The organism is Xenorhabdus poinarii G6 (assembly GCF_000968175.1).
Classification (GTDB): domain Bacteria; phylum Pseudomonadota; class Gammaproteobacteria; order Enterobacterales; family Enterobacteriaceae; genus Xenorhabdus; species Xenorhabdus poinarii.
Genome location: NZ_FO704551.1, coordinates 2,206,579 through 2,224,967, shown reverse-complemented (window position 1 = coordinate 2,224,967; position 18,389 = coordinate 2,206,579). Strand labels below are relative to the sequence as shown.

Below are 18,389 nucleotides of genomic sequence, written 5' to 3'. Positions count from 1 at the left end.
ATGTGAAAAAAGAAAACGAATCAATAATTCAATATTTGATTGGTTACTTGGTTACCAATACACATTCATTGGATTATTATATGCACACCAAAGAATTTGATGATCCTAATTTAAATATACCTGAGGAAATTAAAGAAATTATTAACGGTGTGGTTTTAAGTCAAAGAAAAAGAATTAGAATATTAAGTGAGATTTTAGATAAAAGATTATATAAACATGTGCTTTTGTTCTTTTCTTTATCTATAAAAATTATTAGTGAAAATATATTACATGTAGAATGGAATGATTTTCGTAGTACTTTACCTAACCTTAGGTGGAATGATGCTGATTTATGCGCACTAGATTTTATGAAATATATAATAAATAAAGGTTCGTTTCTTTCTTATGTCAATGGTTTTTTTATATATCAAATTATTCGTTATGAAATTAGTATCCTTGAGGTGTTAAATAACGCAAGGAAAATGAATTATAATTCATTATCAATTTCAGGTTATAAAAGAGATGATAATTATCCTGTGGTAATGGTAAAGCCAGTTTATAACACTTATGATTTTGATATAGTTACAATGATAAAAAAACTAAGAAAAAAAAATGATAATATAGAAATAGAATTATCAGATAAAGATTTTTTTGAAAATAAAAAAACCAATATATTAACTTATATATCTTGGCATGACAAGAAAGTTAGAACTATAAAGGTAAGTACGTTATTAATGAAATTAATCAAAGAATCCTATTCTCTATCAACGTATAAAAAAATTTGTGATAAAATATTTTCATCAGAGTTGTCTGATAACGATTTTTTAAAAGTGGACTCAATATTTATTAAATTAGAATCACTAGGCGTGATTAGATGGTTTTCCAAGAGTAAATTAAAAAAATATAAATAGGAGTTAATATGTTAGATAATCTCCCATATGGTGTTGGAATTAATTACCGTCCCGAAATAGGTGATGATTTGTTAAAAAATATTGATTGTTTTGATTTTGTAGAAATTATCACTGACCTGTTTTTTTTATCTAAAGATATACCTTTATCTTTGCAAAAAATTTTAACTAAAAAATATTGTGTACTGCATGGATTAAAATTATCGATAGGTGCTGATGAAGGTATTGATTTAAATTATTTAAAATCAACAGTCAATGTCATAAATAAGTTATCCCCATTATGGTTCAGTGATCATTTGGCATATACAAAGATAAATGCATTTGATATAGATCAATTGATGCCTATTAGAAGAAACTTATATAATAAAAAAAGAGTGATATCAAAAATAAAAGAAATCTGTTCATATAGTAATATACCATTTTTAATAGAGAATATTTCATATTATTTTGACTTTCCTGATAATGAATATAGTGAATGTGAATTTATATGTGATATTATTAAGGGTAGTGGATGTGGGTTACTGATTGATGTAAATAATCTTTATATTAATTCTAGAAATCATGGTTATGATCCTTATGACTTTTTAGAAAAAATAGATTTAAATTCAATCGTAGAAGTTCACATAGCCGGAGGATATACTCATGATGAATTATTAATAGATAGTCATGGTCATAAAATAGAAAAACCAGTATGGGAATTACTTGAGTATATATGTTCTAGAATTGTACCTCATGGTATTGTTTTAGAAAGGGATTCTAATTTCGATATTAATGATATTTTAGAGAGTTTACACCGTGCTAGAGAAATACTGTTTAATTCTCCTGCATATTGTCGTCTCACCTGTCCTCGTAAGTTTGGATCTAAACTAGAATAATTTTTTAATAAAAAACCTATATACTGAATGAATTTAATATAATCTAAATTAATTGGAAATATAAAATATGATTTTTTATTTCAATCTCAAAAAAATAATGACTTAAACAAATTAATAAACTATTGAAATTAAATTGGTGATCAACATGAAATTGGCAATCAATGGTGGTAAAGCGATTCGTCTCACGAACTTTCCTAAATGGCCTTGTTTTAATGAGAGTGAAGATCAAGCATTATTGAGGAGTTTACATCAAGGATATTGGTGGAGAAATCAAGGAAAAGAAAATAATTTTTTTGAACAAGAATTTAGTCAATACCATAATGGTTATGCCATTACTGTCAATAGTGGGACGGTAGCATTAGAATTAGCATTATTAGCTGCTGGTGTAAAACCTGAAGATGAGGTTATAGTTCCAGCTTTTACATTTATTTCGACTAGCATGGCAGTTCAACGAGTTGGTGCAATACCAATATCTATAAATGTTTTAAAAAGTACTTATTGTATTGATCATAATCTAATTGAAAAAAATATAACTCCTCGAACAAAAGCAATCATACCGGTTCATATGGCTGGTCATTTATGTGATATGAACAATATAATAAAAATAGTTAATAAACATGATACTATTATTATTCAAGATACCGCTCATGCACATGGAGCCTGTGGAGAAGAAGGGAAAAAGATAGGTGATTGGGGAACATTGGCATGCTTTAGTTTCTATAATCTTAATTTAATGACAGCAGGAGAAGGCGGTATCGTTTTATGTCCTACTAAAGAATTACGTGATCTTGTTTTTCTTTATAGTAATTGTGGACGCCATGCAAAAGACAAAGAATATCAACATACTATAATCGCAACCAATGCAAGACTAAGTGAATTTTCTGCGGCAGTTTTGCGTATTCAACTAAACAGACTCAAAGAACAAACTAAAATTCGAGAGCGTAACGCAGCAAATTTAAAGGAAATGTTAAAAACATTACCAGAAGTGACTCTTCAAGAATACAATACTAAAATCGTAACATCTCATCCACACTATATGTTTACACTTAATCAAAGGATTGCCTATATTGATCGTAGTTATTTTGTAGCTTGTCTATTCGCTGAGGGAATTCCAGCATTCCGTGCTTATAAAGCAATTTACTATGTTGATAATTATTGGTTATATCCTTGCGCAACACGAAATAAGCAAAAATTTGTAGACTCGTGTCCAATTGCTGAATATATTGCAAATAGGGGAGTTTGGATACATCACCGAGCTTTATTAGGGAATTATGATGGTACACTAGATATTTACAGATCGATAAAAAGTGATTTCAATATTAAAAAATTAATGAAATATTCTGTTATTTAGCTATATGAATAATAATGTGATTCATCAATGAAAAGTACAATAAAATAAATGAGTTGTTCCCATAATAAATAACTCAATGGCGGTAGCTTTGTTAAACGGAAAATAAATAACAATAAGTGTTACGATTATACAAGTTAATCTGTTATTTGAATGCAAGAGCGCTTAACTTATAATGTGGTTGGTTTTAAATATAAAGCATCAATATTAATCATTGTTTAATGAGATATAAAAGATAATTTTATAAATAAGTGAAGTAAATATGGAAACATTGATTGCGAAAAATTCGAACTTAAAGGAATCACCCAGCATGTCTTTATCCGAATTCTTCGTTTGGAGAACGGGTTAAAGGGTAACCTCTCTCTCTTTTTAGAATTATAATCTCCAGAAGTAACAAGATTAATATTTACTTTAAATGAAAATAGGTGTCATAGTGATTAAATTATCCAATATATGTAAAAAATATTCAGGAAGGTTTATAATTAAGGATGCTTGCTTTACTTTTCCTAATAATGGTATCTATTTTCTGGAAGGAGAAAATGGTTCAGGTAAATCGACATTGTTAGGAATTATAGCTGGTGCTATTCAACCTGATTATGGAGATGTGTTTATAAATGGAGGGTGTTGTTGGAGAAAAAATTTTATAGCTTATGCTCCTGATAGTCCCTGTATATATGAATTCATTACTGGAAAAGAATTTTTAGATCTTATTTGTTCTATAAGAAAGGTAGAAATAGAAAAACAATTTGATTTAGTCGACGGTTTTAATTTGCATAATTATATGTATACTCATTTTCGTGATATGTCTCTTGGGACTGCAAAAAAATTCATGTTAATTTCTGCAATGATAGCAAATGTAAAAATACTTATTTTTGATGAGCCAACTAATGGCCTTGATAATGATTCACTTTTGTATTTTATCGAAAATATAAAAAATTTTAGTCTATCTGGATTGGTTATAATGACATGTCATAATTTTGAAGTTAGAAAATATCTAAAACCTTATGTTATTAACATCAATATATTTAAGGGTGATTAAGTGAATTACTTTTCATTTGTTGGAAAACAAAATATTTTTGAAACACCATTTATTACCTCATTGCAAAATGATAATAAAGAAGATGTGATTGTATCTTGGATTGCTAGTGATGGTAATAATGTATATCATTATTGGTATAAACTTTTTGAAGAGGAACTTGTTTCTTTGCATTTAGAAGAAAATTTTTATCAAAACATAATTTCATTTTCGGAAGAAAATTACGCCTTAAGTACAACTGATGATGTTAAGATTTTTTCTCTCGAAAATAATAAAATATGTGGTTCAATTAATTTAAAAAACATAAAATCAATGCAATTTGATTACAATAATACATTATGGTTATTATCTGGAGAAACGTTGTTTAAGACCCTATCAAATTCTTTTGGTGAATATTATGTTTTTCAAAAAAATGTTAAGTCATTTATCTTAAAAGATAAAAAGGTCTATTTATTATCTGGTGATGATGAAAATGATTTCACTTTGATAGTAAATGATGGGAAAGAGATTTTCAGATATAGAATAGGTAATATGAATTTTAATTCTAGAACCAAGTTTAGCATAGTTCCTACTGAATTATATATATATGTATATGTACAACCAAAAGATCTCATTGGTGAAATTAATAACTATCTTATTGTTATAAATAAATGTAACTTTGATTCAATTAAAAATATAAGTATTGAAGCAGTCTCTCATTTAAGTATAAAAGATATTAATTTATCAAGATGGAAAAATAACGATGTTTTATTTGTCTGTGAGAGAAGTAATAATGTCTATTTATGCCATTATAACTCTATAAGTGAGCGTATAACTCCTGTATCTTTACCACAGCATGTAGTTATTAACTTTGTTTCATCGAATTGTCACTCTTCAATATATTATATTGCAATAGAACATGTCTCAAATAAATCAATCAGAAAAATTTTTGAAGTAACAAACTATGGTAATAAATTCATCACAAGAGTGATTTTTGAAGATGTAGGATATAAATTATCCGTTCTAAAAAACGGTGATTGTATTTTTTATGGATTATTAAAAAATAAACTATCAATATTGAAGTACAGTCGTATTAGTAAGAGTGTACAAGTATTATATCAAAATAAAACAGAATATCCTTCTATTCCTAGACTCAATTGGTCATCTGTAAAAAAAGATATTTTTGATCTAAATTATAAAAAAGAAAATATTATTATTGTTTATTATCCGGGCGTCCATAAGTTAGCAATGAGTGGCATGCAGCCAAATATGTTTCAAGAATGTATTTGTCGTCTCTTTACCAAAAATAAATCAAAAAATTATCAAGGTATGATACTCAATCTTCCTAGTTCTTTTAGTTCTGTAAATAGTTTTGAACTTAATAAAGAAATTAATGAAGATGATTATCTGAGTAGTGTAATTACGGAGTTAAATGAAATTGGCTTCAATAAAGTTGTACTTTGCTCTGGTAGTCTAGGCGGTTTATCTATATTAAATTTTTTGCATAATACTAACTCATCAATTCCAGCTATTATTATTAACCCGGTTTATGATTTTAATGTTTTAAAACATTCTTTAATAAATAATGAAAATATAATAAGTGAGTTATTTTCAAAGATAGACACCGATATATTGATAATTCATTCAAAAGAAGATGAGGTGACTCCTTGGGAGCATTCAAAATATTTCACAGATGCAAGTGTTAAACGTAAATTATATACATTAGAGAATGATAATCACATATTTAAACAAAGTTATAGCTGGGAGCGATGTAATATCGAGATAGATAAATTTATTATGCACTTGGATTACATTAATAAATGAAATAGGTGGCTTAAATGATCAATAGTACCAACTATATTGACAATTACCGCCCGTGCATTCCGGGACATTTGACATTTATTGTGTGTTTCGGATTCCAACATATTCATGGGTTGGTGTGCTGATTGACTTAATGGAAGTTACTGTAACACTGGTTATATGAATATGAGATCCTATGTACGGTAACACGAACCAAACGCCAGCCGGAAATAAACACCATAACCTCAACGACATGATGATGGAGATTGCTGATTTTCTACAGGTAGCAAGTGTAATGTCTGCGTTGCCGGACTCCATCTTGAGGTTACTCTATACTCAGTTGTCAATTACTTTTGTTCCCATTATCAACCTAAGGCATTAGAAATCAAACAAATAACCTGCGATTTAAGCTTAAACATGGCGCAGACTCAAATCTTAATTACACTACTGAAAGGATTACAGAAAAATGACCTTTAATAAATGTTACATTGCCGTCATTACTGGCGCTTGCGGGGGTATTGGTGAAGAAGTAGCCCGGTTACTGGCGAAAGAGGGGATTTCATTAGCGTTATTGGATAACAAACTACAAACGCTGAAATCCCTAGTTGCCGAGCTAAATAACGTGCATACACAACCCATCATGGGTTTTACCGTTGATGTAACTGACGATCGCTGTGTTGCAGAAGTTTTTGCCGTACTGACGCGGCAGTTAGGGCCGGTGGGCTATCTGGTCAATGCTGCAGGCGTACTTTGTTACTCTACTGTTGCTGAGACTAGCTCCAAGGATTGGGAAAAAACCTTCGCAGTCAATACAACCGGAGTATTCAATGTCAGCCGCCATGCGGCTAATTTGATGACAAAACAGAGGAAGGGTAGCATTGTTACCATTGCCTCTAATGCAGCGCGCGTACCGCGGGCTACTATGGCAGCGTATTGCGCATCAAAAGCGGCGGCGCAGGCATTTACCTATGCGCTGGGGCTAGAAGTTGCACCATATGGTGTCCGTTGCAACGTTGTTGCGCCTGGTTCCACTGATACCTCCATGCTACGCGGTATGTGGAACAATGAGCGTGACCAGCAAAATACCCTCAATGGTAACCCACTGCAATTCCGTATCGGTATTCCGCTCAATAAAATCGCAACAGCGAAAGAGATTGCCTCAGCAGTTTGTTTCTACCTGTGTGAAGAGTCGGGACAAACAACTCTCTCAACGTTACTGGTCGATGGCGGAGCCGCCCTCGGTAATTGTTAATCTTGAAGGGGAAAACAGAATGGAAAAGATACCACCCTATAAATTACCTACGGAATATCAATTGCCAGCATCAGTTGTAAACTGGCAGCCTGTTTGCACCCGTACAGCGTTACTCATCCATGATATGCAGCACTATTTCCTCAATTTCTTTACGGCCGATGCGTCACCTGTAGTACATCTTATTGATAATACATGCCACTTGTTGAATATCGCCCGATATCTGCGAATTCCTGTGTTTTATTCTGCCCAACCAGGTGATATGACCCCCTTGCAACGAGGATTGCTGCAAAGTATATGGGGATCAGGTATGAGCGCCAGCCATGAACATAAACAGATCATCCCACAACTGACCCCAAAAGAAGGGGAACATATATTAACCAAGTGGCGTTATAGCGCGTTTTTCAACTCTCCATTGTTGTCCAAGCTGCGTGGTTTTAAACGCGATCAGCTCATTATATGCGGAGTTTATGCCCATATAGGCTGCCTATGCACAGCACAGGAAGCTTATTCCAATGATATCGAAACTTTTTTCGTTGCCGACGCTGTTGCCGATTTTTCCGCAGAAAAACATCGTCTGGCGCTGGAGCTGGCAGCAGAGACTTGTTCCTTGGTACTACACACAAAACAGCTCATCAACGCTTTGGATAATTCTATGCATTAGAGGAAATGATGATATTATCTACCAATGCAGCGGTACTTGCCACCTACAGTACCGATGAACTTTCGGCTCATATTGACAATCTCAATCGCCCTTTTGCCTGTATATATCGTCCACAAGTCGATACGGCTGACTCAGTGTTATTCCTTGAAGGGAATATTGAGCGATACTCTTCCCTTGCCGATTTGACACTAGATACCTTTACTTCTGACTCTAACACCCATCAGATGTCGCAGTTGGTTTTGTTACCTTTTAATCAATTAAAGGAAAAGGGCTATGCTTGCATTGATGATCACGAACAGGTGATCGTAATGTATATCGATAAGCTGGCATATTACCCTGTCAACCAATTTATGGCAGTTATCGCCAATTACGATATTAAACCGAAGAATCTTCGTTTCGATTTCGATGATCAAGAGTACAGTGAGATTGTTGACACTGTAATCCGTCAGGAAATAAACGCGGGAGAAGGCAGTAATTTTGTCATTTCACGCAGTCTAGAAGGTGATATTGATGGTTTTAGTATCAAATACGCGCTAAATTTATTTAAACGATTGATGTATTCTGAGTGTGGAGCTTACTGGACATGGATGTGCTATACAGGTAGTCGTTATTTTATTGGCAGTACACCCGAACAACATATTAAGGTAAGTCAGCAGTCTGTTTCGATGAATCCCATTAGCGGTACATTAAGATATCCTGATGCTCAGCATTTAGAACGAGCACTGTATGATTTTTTACAGGATAAAAAAGAATGCGATGAGTTATTCATGGTAGTTGATGAAGAGCTCAAAATGATGAGCAATATTTGTCAACGTGATATCAAAGTATCCGGTCCGAAACTCAAGACGATGTCGTATATTGCCCATACAGAATACTATATTAATGGTGAGTCTGACCGGGGTCTGAAGGAAATTATCCGGCAATCGTTGTTTTCTCCAGCAGTCACGGGCAGTCCAATCGAAAATGCCTGTAAAGTCATTGCACGCCATGAACAGCGAGGTCGTGGCTACTATAGCGGTGTTATTGCTATTATCGGTAACAACAGCGAAAAACGTTATCTGGATTCCGCTATCATGATCCGCACAGCTGATATCAGCTCACAGGGGCATTTCCGCTTAACGGCAGGTTCGACTATCGTCAGGAACTCCGTACCACATAATGAAGCCTACGAAACACGCGCTAAGTTACAGGGACTGATGCATTCTTTCTTTGATGTTGCGACAATATCTGCAGGCTCGCCAAAAACGGAAATATCTGTAGAGTTGTATAGAAGAGCAAACCAACTTCTGGCACAACGCAATGAAAAAGCATCCATATTCTGGCTGGGAAAGATGGAACAAAATCGGATAATCCTGCCTCACAATGAGATCTTCCTGATTGATATGGAAGATACTTTCACCGAAATGATCACCTATCAGTTAAGAAAAGCAGGCTGCACTGTCACTATTGTCCCTTGGTATGATTGTCCGTGCAAATTGCCACAGACCAGTAATAGCATCGTGTTCATCGGTCCGGGACCGGGTGATCCTACCAACCCGAAACTCGAAAAAGTCCTGGTTGCCCGACAAGTCATTGCGCAACAATTGCGTTTCCAATATCCGCTAATTGGAACCTGTCTGGGGCATCAACTTATTTGCGCTGAGCTTGGCATCCCAATTATACGTTTACCCAGAAATCGTCAGGGCAGTCAATATCAGGTATCGATTCAGGGAAAAAATCATTGTGTCGGTTTCTATAATAGTTTTTCTGCCATTCATCATAAGTCTTACTGGCATAGTACAACGTATAACAAAACTATCCATTTTGAACGGCTTGTTTCCAATGAAATTATTGCATTATCGTCAAGTAATGTGGCCTCAATTCAATTTCATAATGAGTCATTTTTAACACAAGATGCTTTTACTATTTACCAGTGGCTCATACAAAATGCATTAAGAAAAACGTCAACATCAGAAAAAATTGACGTGGTTTAGATTGAGGATCACCTTCCAATTTTCTCTGATGTAATTTGTCCAGCGCGGCTTTGTTCGTACCACTTTTATTAAAGACCTTCACTTTGTGTTGTCCGTTTTGGATTAAAGAAACGTAATGTGGCCTCCTTATTCCTATGAGCTGTCAACAGAAAATAAACGGTGTCACCGACTGGGCTTACAGCACAGTTGTGATAACAGTCCTTGATGTCAATATTCTGCTGAATTTAAGCTGGAATTGGTTCAGTAAGGCATTCCCCATAGAAACATATTGTTGATGCAGCCCTATTAACCGTGACTCAAGGATTATGCAAAGTCAACCATTTTTGGTGGATTGGGTCGGAATGCGTACCGCGTTGTATATGGGAAACTCAAAAAATGTGGTTCTGGTTGTCTGTATGTGTAATCTGCTGACTATCTCGAATGTGATGGTCAGAAAACGAGTAATGGGATGAATCGTATGATCACATTGCTTTATAAAAATATCGTTTAAGACTGTTGCTCGGTCATTATTTTGTCAGTCTCTTTCGGAGATTATACTAATATAGGATAAATAAATGAGAATTTATATTACACTTTTACTTTTTCGTCTCCGGTACTATTCTAATGTCACATCTGAACTACTTAAAAAAAGGATGGGTATCACGCTATTTTTTCTTCTAATTATTTCTCCTATGGCAATGCCATTTTTATCACAGATGCGCCTGTTAGCTACACCTATTTTAACATTAACTAATGACCGGAATATTTACCATGTGCTATTTATATGGTGTTCATTATCAATTTTATTCATTATTATTTGTAGCATCCAGGCAGAAGGTATTAGTGGTGGGAGTTATCAGAAATTTTTAGAGACGCTACCCATTAGTAATAATATTGTAAATTCATTGAATTTATCTGTACTATTCATTATTGATATACCTATTTTTTTACCATTTTTTTCTGCAATGTTATTTGGTCATGAAGGTGGTGTAGATAATGTTGTTTTTTTAAAGCAAACAATATTGATTTTATTATTAATGATGTATTTTTTGTTTTTTCAATTGCTTTGCCTCTATTCCCCATATTCGTGTTTCATTGTTTTTTTATTATCATTATTTATTCCTTTAGTTATGTCTGTTACATCCTTGATTACTATAAAAATATTTTTATTCATGATGGCTTCTATATTTATCTATAAGATAAGAAACTCACCATTTGTTTTTTCCAAAAAAATAAAATTTCGAAAAATAATCAATCCAAATAAAGGATTTAAATTAAATATTGGAATGATATCATTGTACTATCTTTTTGGTCTTAAATATATAAGTCAAAGAATAAATTTATTTGTTGTTTTGATTGTTTCAGTTTTAATACTTTTACTATTAAATCCTATGGAACTGAATTTCTCCGTTGTGATTTTGCTTGTCGCGTTTTTTCATGTAATTCTTATATTTCAAACATCAGAACTTTTATATACAATGATTTCTTTGCATATGCCGATGCTTGGATTATTAAAGTCTTTTTGTATATCAGAAAAAAATATTTTATCTATAATTTTAAACGTTTTGTCAATAACAATGATTGCTCTAACTGTTCCTCTTATTATTACTTTATGTTACAATAAGCTAACGTTTATAGCGATTTTTATTTTTCCAGCAACACTGTTCCTATTTAGAATTATCTGTTTTTTACAAAAAAACAAGTACGGATTTATTGCTAAATTTATATTATTCAATATATCAGTATTTACTTTATGGGAAGGAAGTTGCTTAATACATAATTTAAATTAATAAAATGGTAACCGGCTGAATGGCTCATCAAAACTTCGCCTGATGGTATTCAATATTTACTGGATCGCACCGATCGGGATGTCGATATGGCCCGCGATATCCTGTGATTGAATATTTGGGCGATGAGCCAGATGTTTTCATCATTAATGACGACTTTTCCTTGTCGATTTGCCATTCTGATCAAGAATGTCTTAAAGTTAGACTGGTAAGCAAATAATCTAATCAGATTTGGAGGTCACATATGGGTATCCTGTCATGGATTATTTTTGGCTTAATTGCCGGGATTCTGGCTAAGTGGATTATGCCGGGAGATAACAGCAGCGGCATCATTATGACGGTGATTCTTGGTATTGTGGGTGCGGTTTTCGGTGGATATATCAGTACATTCTTTGGCATGGGAAAAGTAGACGGCTTTAATTTAGGCAGTTTTGCCATTGCCGTTGTTGGCGCGATAATTGTCTTATTTGTATACCATAAAATGGCTAACCATTAGTTTTAATGGTTTTTCTTCATATTCAGAAATGATGTCTTGAATAATAAGAAAGGGCATCGTTTTCTGATGCCCTGTGCTTTTGCCCATTTTAAACCTATTTTTTTAGGTCCTGTCCCTTGCATTACCGCTTTTTTTAAGTGTTATTTTTCTAGAGGTAATGTGTCATCGGCTCCCCATTCTGCCCAAGAGCCATCGTATAATTGCGTTTCTCTGTGACCAAGAATATCAAGCCCCAGGACTAAAACGGCGGCGGTCATACCCGAACCACAACTGGTCATAATGGGTTGACTTAAATCAACACCTTGTTTGTGAAATATGGCTGTCATTTCTTCAGCTGATTTATAACTGCCATTTTCAATTAATGCCGTCCATGGAACATTTTTGGCACCGGGAAGATGCCCCATTCTCAAACCTGGACGGGGTTCTGGCACTTTCGCCTGAAAACGCTCTTCGGCTCTGGCATCCACAAACTTCACGGATTCATGGTGATGGAGGATATCGAGGATTTGCGCCCGAGAACCGACTTTTTCAGGCATGAATTGGATATTGAACACTTCGGGTGAACGGCTGACGGCTCCCGATTCGGTGGGATAATCCGCCTGTTGCCAGCCTTGTAATCCACCGTCAAGAATACGGATATGGCGGGCACCGAAGATTTTGAAAGTCCACCATGCCCGTGGTGCGGAGAACATATTTCCTTGATCATAAATCACGACCAGATGATTTTCGCTGATCCCCATTTTGCTCACCGCCTGGCGGAAAGTTTCCGGCTCCGGCAGCATGTGTGGCAGGTTGGTTTGTAGATTGGCAACTTTATCAAGATCAAAAAACTGAGCACCCGGAATGTGTTGTGTTAACCAGCGTTGATGATAATCAATGGATTGGCTAGGCATAGGTGCACTGGCATCAACGATAACAACATTTTCATCGTAGAGATGCTCATTTAACCATTGTGGACTGACAAAATATTCATTTTTCATGCACTTCCTCATCGGGTATTACGATAAAAACTCATGTATTTATTGGTGCCCTGTCGGCGTATTTTCCTGTTGAGTCTGTTGTGGTTCTTCTATCGGTGTTGTTGACCGAGTATACATATTCATCCCCGCCAAAAAAACGCCGCCGATTGAACCAATAGAAAATAATATAATGATAATAAGTAGGATTTTTTTCATTTTTGTATCCCATTAAGGCAATCTGAATAAAGGGCTATATCAGCCATAAAAAGAAAAAAGACAGAGTGCCAAAAGTATATCGGCTTCTGCCCGCTAGACAAGTCATAACCGATTTTCTTGTCATTGCCTTTCTAGCCATGATGAGATCAGGCTGATTTGAGATCCACTCTGTGGGAGAATAGTGCTCCTATTTTAAAGTAACAACACTCATGGCACTTTCCAGTTCAATAAAAAATCAGATTAGTCAATGGTATAAGTCATTATCTACGCATATCGATGGCTTTGTCCCACGGGCACCCCAACGTCAGATGATTGCCGAGGTGGCAAAGACATTAGCAGATGCAGAAGGACGGCATTTGGTGATAGAAGCGCCAACGGGGGTCGGAAAAACATTGTCATACCTGATCCCAGGCATTGCCGTCAGCCGGGCTGAACAGAAACCATTGGTGGTCAGTACAGCCAATGTTGCTCTGCAAGATCAAATCTACAGCAAGGATTTGCCGTTGTTGCGCAAGATAATTCCTGACCTGAAATTCACCGGCGCTTTTGGGCGTGCCCGTTATGTCTGTCCACGTAATCTGGAAGCGATTTGTGCCGCTGAAGGGGAACAGATTGACCTGATGTTTCTACTTGAAGACCAAACAGACATTGCAAATAGTGAAGAGCGGGAATTATGTCGTCGATTGCGCAGTGACTACACGACATTTGCATGGGATGGTTTACGTGATCACCATAAACTGGCCTTAGCAGATCCACTGTGGGCAAAAATCAGTACAGATAAAATGAACTGTTTAGCCCGAAACTGCCCGTTTTATCACCGTTGCCCATTTTTTCTTGCCCGTAGAGAAATTGAAACCGCAGATGTTGTCGTCGCTAATCACGCCTTGGTTATGGCAGCACTGGAAAGCGAATCTGTTTTACCGGAGGCAAAAAATCTGCTGCTGGTTCTGGATGAAGGGCATCATGTTCCTGAAGTCGCCAGGGAGGCGTTGGAAGTAGAAGGTGAGATTACGTTATTTCAACTGAATGGACAGTTAGACGCATTTATTCGGCATGTGGAGCAATACCTGATTCAATTCCGGCCGACAAAACCCCCGGCTTTGGCCAATATTCCCCGATTGCTGACTCATTGTGAAACCATTCGTGAATACGTTAAACAATTGGCGGAGATAACACAGGCACTGTTGCCTGAGCGTGGTGAAGCAAAAGAATATGTGTTCACACTGGGGAAATTACCAGAGAGTTTGCTGCTCTGCTGCCAGCAATTATTTAAATTCACCGATGGATTACGTGGTTTAGCGGAAGCGATTTTAAATGACTTGAGTGATCAGACGGCTCGGCAGGATATTGTCCGTTTACATCGTGCTATTTTGCAAGCCAGTCGCACACTGGGCTATTTTGAGAATATGGCAAAACTATGGCGTCTGGCCTCCCAAGAAGCGTCTTCCCATGCGCCAATATCAAAATGGTTAACACGTCGCGATGAGAAAAACCAATCACATCTTTATTTTCATTGTGCGGGAATACGGGTCAGTGAACAATTAACTCAGCTTTTATGGCGCAGTATTCCCCATGTTGTCGTGACATCGGCTACGTTGCGTTCACTGAATAGTTTTGCCCGTATTCAGGAACTCACCGGATTACATGAAAATCATGATGATCGTTTTATCGCGCTGTCATCGCCTTTTGTCCATGAACAACAAGGGCGTTTGCTGATTCCCCAAATGACACAGGAACCGACCATACAAAATGAAATGCAGCATCTTGAGGAGATGTCGCGTTATTTCCGTGCTCAGGTACTGGCAGGGAAGCATCAGGGCATGTTGGTTCTTTTTAGCAGTCAACGGGCAATGGACGGGTTCCTGACATTGGTGACAGATTTGCGCTTGATGTTATTGGTACAAGGTGATCAGCCTCGCTACCGGCTGGTAGAAAGCCATTGCCAGCGGATTGATGAAGGACAAGCCAGCGTATTGGTTGGTTTACAGTCGTTTGCAGAAGGATTGGATCTCAAAGGTGATTACCTTTCACAAGTTCATATACACAAAATCGCTTTTCCACCCGTCACGGATCCGGTGATTATGACTGAAAGTGAATGGCTGAAATCGTTAAAACGTTACCCATTTGAAGTACAGAGTTTACCGAATGCCTCTTTTAACCTGATTCAACAAGTGGGAAGGCTAATTCGCAGCCATCAATGTTATGGTGAGGTGGTGATTTATGACAATCGGTTATTGACCAAACGTTATGGCTCTCGTTTATTGAACGCTTTACCTGTCTTTCCTATCGAACGGCCAAGTGTGCCAGCGGAAAGGGAATTAGACATTATGAAAAAAGATAAATAACTCAAGGATGAGTTATTTATCTTTCTAATGAAATAGCATAAACGAACCATATTGATGTGTTGTTTTTTATGGATTATTTTTTATGATGGAAAATAAATGATTAGTCAAAATATCATTGTAAATAAATATCAGGTATTAAATAGCATGAAGGTTAAACAACATCTATTGGTGGATACATATGCCATATATTTCTCTAAGACAAAATTCATATTTTTTATGATGTTTAATATGTTTGAAACAGATGATACGCGCCTGGGCTTCACATTGTTCCGGTGTATTGTGCGGTTTTGTTGGCGTTGCAAACGCATGCCAGGATATTAAGCAAAACATTGCTGTGCATAGAGTAAGTAACGTTTTCATATGATTGCCTCGATATCAATTATCATATTTTCAGTGTCTTTTTATTTATCTTAAAAAAGACATCGTTATGATAAATTGTCTTTTTTTGAATTCAAACTTATTTTTTTATTTTTCGAGAGCGTGATTTATAGTTTCATTATTGATAGAGAAATCATAATATTATGGCATCATGATTGATATCCAAAATTCCCCCGATGACTATCAATGGGAAAGCATCAAACGGCTGGGCGTTGCGCCATTAGCGAGCCATTCGGCCTATCGTTAGCTGGATGAAATGGAATGTGAGCCGTTACAGGTCGCCTTGGGGATATCGGAACGGCGTAATCTACTGGAAAAGGCAGCGGAAACTGTAGAGCAAATTTTATATTAGTTAAACTGGTGGCGGCGACATCAGTACCGTGCAAAATAATGTCATTACCGCCACCGGGAGGAACATCTGATCATGGAGCCGTTACGGCTGTAGTATTAATGTTAAGGAAGCGATTTTAAAATCGTTCCACTTTCTTTGATTTTCAGATAACCCTCTAACATGTCTTCAGGTTGTCGATTATAATAATATGGGATCTCCATAAATATATATTTTTCACCTGAAGCCTTTTGAGCTTCAATGTTAATTATACCATTCTCGGCTTGTGGAAAAGTCGGTGGTTCCAATATGATAGTTACTTTTGATGTATCAGACATTAATGTATCTCTTGAACAATTAAAATAACATAAAAATGGTTATATAAAATATAATAATATTTTTATATTAAAAGTCGATCTGACCAGGTCTTACTGTATCTATCAATCCATCCCAAGATTTACTATATTGTTTATCACCTTCACTTATTTTATAGTATTCTACGTAAAAAGTACCTTCATCATCTCCTGAAAACGAATCGTTATTACCAATTAAAGAGACAGGAAGTTCTAAAGTATAATTTGATGTTGTTTTTCCAGTTGCTGCGTCAGGTATAGTTATGTTATAAGGTATTGTGACAGCCCCATTATTAGATGAATTAATATAAACCGTTACAGTGGCCTTATCACCAGGATCTAATTTATTAGCATCTGTCGAATCAGCGCTAACCACTACATAAAGTGCAATTCCACCATTAGCAATGAAATTAGAAATGGTATCAATATCAATGATGCTGTTTGGAGTAACAAGATTAGAGGGTGAACTTACACCATAACTATTATATATTTCTGGCGCTGGATATATTCTTTTAAGACCAGTTTGAGGCTTGTTATCTGAATTACCATTCAACGTCACAGCAATACCATCAGAAAATGAATAGATTAATGATGGTCTGGCAATAGCATAACTCAAATCAGTTTCTTGTGATAATGGAAATATACTATACGGTAACTGATATGAATATTTTCCCAGATCTGATAGTTTAGCGACCCTTTGATAAATTCCTTTTTGATTTCCATCTACAAAAAATAACAAATAATCGCCTTGCTGTGCATTATTGTACATTGAAATATTTACATGAAATACGGTTTCGTCAGGAGCAGGGGTTAGGGTACCCCCATCTAGTTCTAATATATAGGGTGGTTCTAGATATCCATTAATATCATCTAGATAATCAAGATCTTTATTTAAAATAAATAAAGGATGTTCTGTCTGATGAGAGTTATTCATTCCTTCAACTGTACTATAAAGGTAAAACACAGCTGAACTCAATGCCTGAGGGAAAACAAAGAAACTCAAAATACCACTATGGTCTGTGGATAATATAAATTGCTCATGCTTTGATGTTTCTACCTGATTGATTTGTATTGGTTGATAATCTTTATCTGTTATTATCGTTTTTGATAAACTGACAGAGTCAGATGGTGAAATCGTCACTTTTAAATTTGGAATCGGGTTACCCTTGTTATCTTTGATTATTGTAGATACCTTTGTATTATTAGGATTGTTTTTACTCGGAATATTTGGAATGGTCGGTGTTTTTATATAAAATTTATCCATAACCAACCGTATGCTACCAGTATCTATATCTGTAATATTATATTTAAAATCTTGAGGATCGTAACCACGATTAGTTGTAGTCACTTTAAAAGAAAATTGTTTTCCGATATTGTTTTTATTTTCATTTACTTTCACAAGAACTTTTTTAACTGAGGCTGATTTTTTATCACTAGCATTGATATTAACAGTGGAAGTGCTTCCTTCTAAAATTGTTATCCAACTTCCTTCCGGCGTTATAGTTACCGTATCGGTAGTTGAAAACTCGTTATTACCCCCTGATAAAGATATATCTAAAACTAAACGTTGACCGATGATGATTTTTGATTGATCAGATAATACTGAACCATCACGTGTTGTTATTGTTATGGCTTGAGTCATAATTTTTTCCTCTTTTACTCTGTAAATTATAACCTTTTAAATACACAACCTATTAACAACCTTGTATTAACTTATGTCATTGCTCTATAAGTTAT

General features: G+C 35.4%; 17 protein-coding genes and 1 pseudogene. 13 read left to right on the top strand and 5 right to left on the bottom strand.

The window, feature by feature from the left end; genetic code table 11:
* Positions 1 to 2: 2 nt before the first annotated feature.
* From XPG1_RS10300 to XPG1_RS10260, 9 genes are all read left to right on the top strand, one after another.
* Positions 3 to 890 carry a hypothetical protein gene (locus XPG1_RS10300; RefSeq protein ID WP_045959003.1) on the top strand — a complete coding sequence of 296 codons (888 nt, stop codon included), beginning with the start codon at positions 3 to 5 and terminating at the stop codon, positions 888 to 890.
* A gap of 8 nt (positions 891 to 898) precedes the next feature.
* Positions 899 to 1,762, top strand: a complete 864-nt coding sequence (locus tag XPG1_RS10295) for an MbnB/TglH/ChrH family RiPP precursor modification enzyme (protein WP_052708294.1) — start codon at positions 899 to 901, stop codon at positions 1,760 to 1,762.
* A gap of 145 nt (positions 1,763 to 1,907) precedes the next feature.
* Positions 1,908 to 3,113 carry a DegT/DnrJ/EryC1/StrS family aminotransferase gene (locus XPG1_RS10290; RefSeq protein WP_045959002.1) on the top strand — a complete coding sequence of 402 codons (1,206 nt, stop codon included), beginning with the start codon at positions 1,908 to 1,910 and terminating at the stop codon, positions 3,111 to 3,113.
* A gap of 430 nt (positions 3,114 to 3,543) precedes the next feature.
* Positions 3,544 to 4,149 carry an ATP-binding cassette domain-containing protein gene (locus tag XPG1_RS10285; RefSeq protein WP_157879477.1) on the top strand — a complete coding sequence of 202 codons (606 nt, stop codon included), beginning with the start codon at positions 3,544 to 3,546 and terminating at the stop codon, positions 4,147 to 4,149.
* Positions 4,150 to 5,949, top strand: coding sequence for an alpha/beta hydrolase (locus tag XPG1_RS10280; protein ID WP_045959001.1), 1,800 nt, complete (start codon positions 4,150 to 4,152; stop codon positions 5,947 to 5,949).
* Between the two features lie 172 nt (positions 5,950 to 6,121).
* Positions 6,122 to 6,307, top strand: coding sequence for a hypothetical protein (locus tag XPG1_RS10275; protein ID WP_045959000.1), 186 nt, complete (start codon positions 6,122 to 6,124; stop codon positions 6,305 to 6,307).
* A gap of 84 nt (positions 6,308 to 6,391) precedes the next feature.
* Entirely contained in the window at positions 6,392 to 7,177 is a 786-nt protein-coding gene (locus tag XPG1_RS10270; protein WP_045958999.1) for a 2,3-dihydro-2,3-dihydroxybenzoate dehydrogenase, read from the top strand.
* A 19-nt stretch (positions 7,178 to 7,196) separates the two neighbouring features.
* On the top strand, positions 7,197 to 7,838 hold the full coding sequence (locus XPG1_RS10265) for an isochorismatase family protein (protein ID WP_045958998.1): 642 nt from the start codon (positions 7,197 to 7,199) through the stop codon (positions 7,836 to 7,838).
* Between the two features lie 5 nt (positions 7,839 to 7,843).
* The gene (locus tag XPG1_RS10260) at positions 7,844 to 9,811 is read left to right on the top strand and encodes a chorismate-binding protein (protein WP_231852995.1); all 1,968 of its coding nucleotides are present in this window, start codon (positions 7,844 to 7,846) and stop codon (positions 9,809 to 9,811) included.
* A 19-nt stretch (positions 9,812 to 9,830) separates the two neighbouring features.
* On the opposite strand, the pseudogene XPG1_RS18970 reads toward XPG1_RS10260, so the two are convergent.
* Positions 9,831 to 9,978, bottom strand: a pseudogene (locus tag XPG1_RS18970) (IS6 family transposase); the annotation flags it as partial.
* A 138-nt stretch (positions 9,979 to 10,116) separates the two neighbouring features.
* Between XPG1_RS18970 and XPG1_RS18465 the strand changes: the two are divergent.
* From XPG1_RS18465 to XPG1_RS10250, 3 genes are all read left to right on the top strand, one after another.
* Entirely contained in the window at positions 10,117 to 10,263 is a 147-nt protein-coding gene (locus XPG1_RS18465) for a hypothetical protein (protein WP_157879476.1), read from the top strand.
* A 102-nt stretch (positions 10,264 to 10,365) separates the two neighbouring features.
* The gene (locus tag XPG1_RS10255; protein WP_045958996.1) at positions 10,366 to 11,580 is read left to right on the top strand and encodes a hypothetical protein; all 1,215 of its coding nucleotides are present in this window, start codon (positions 10,366 to 10,368) and stop codon (positions 11,578 to 11,580) included.
* 241 nt (positions 11,581 to 11,821) lie between these two features.
* On the top strand, positions 11,822 to 12,073 hold the full coding sequence (locus tag XPG1_RS10250) for a GlsB/YeaQ/YmgE family stress response membrane protein (RefSeq protein WP_045958995.1): 252 nt from the start codon (positions 11,822 to 11,824) through the stop codon (positions 12,071 to 12,073).
* A gap of 140 nt (positions 12,074 to 12,213) precedes the next feature.
* On the opposite strand, the gene sseA is transcribed toward XPG1_RS10250, so the two are convergent.
* Together sseA and XPG1_RS18705 are read right to left on the bottom strand one after the other, a co-directional pair.
* On the bottom strand, positions 12,214 to 13,053 hold the full coding sequence (gene sseA, locus XPG1_RS10245; RefSeq protein WP_045958994.1) for a 3-mercaptopyruvate sulfurtransferase: 840 nt from the start codon (positions 13,051 to 13,053) through the stop codon (positions 12,214 to 12,216).
* Between the two features lie 39 nt (positions 13,054 to 13,092).
* On the bottom strand, positions 13,093 to 13,248 hold the full coding sequence (locus XPG1_RS18705) for a hypothetical protein (RefSeq protein ID WP_173425873.1): 156 nt from the start codon (positions 13,246 to 13,248) through the stop codon (positions 13,093 to 13,095).
* Between the two features lie 209 nt (positions 13,249 to 13,457).
* Between XPG1_RS18705 and dinG the strand changes: the two genes are divergently transcribed.
* On the top strand, positions 13,458 to 15,593 hold the full coding sequence (dinG, locus tag XPG1_RS10240) for an ATP-dependent DNA helicase DinG (RefSeq protein WP_045958993.1): 2,136 nt from the start codon (positions 13,458 to 13,460) through the stop codon (positions 15,591 to 15,593).
* Positions 15,594 to 16,424: 831 nt separating this feature from the next.
* Here dinG and XPG1_RS10230 read toward each other — a convergent pair.
* Positions 16,425 to 16,637 (bottom strand): hypothetical protein, encoded by a 213-nt coding sequence (locus XPG1_RS10230; protein ID WP_045958991.1) that lies wholly within the window; start codon positions 16,635 to 16,637, stop codon positions 16,425 to 16,427.
* Positions 16,638 to 16,704: 67 nt separating this feature from the next.
* Positions 16,705 to 18,294: a hypothetical protein gene (locus XPG1_RS10225; RefSeq protein ID WP_045958990.1), complete on the bottom strand. Its 1,590-nt coding sequence runs from the start codon at positions 18,292 to 18,294 to the stop codon at positions 16,705 to 16,707.
* Positions 18,295 to 18,389: the final 95 nt, after the last annotated feature.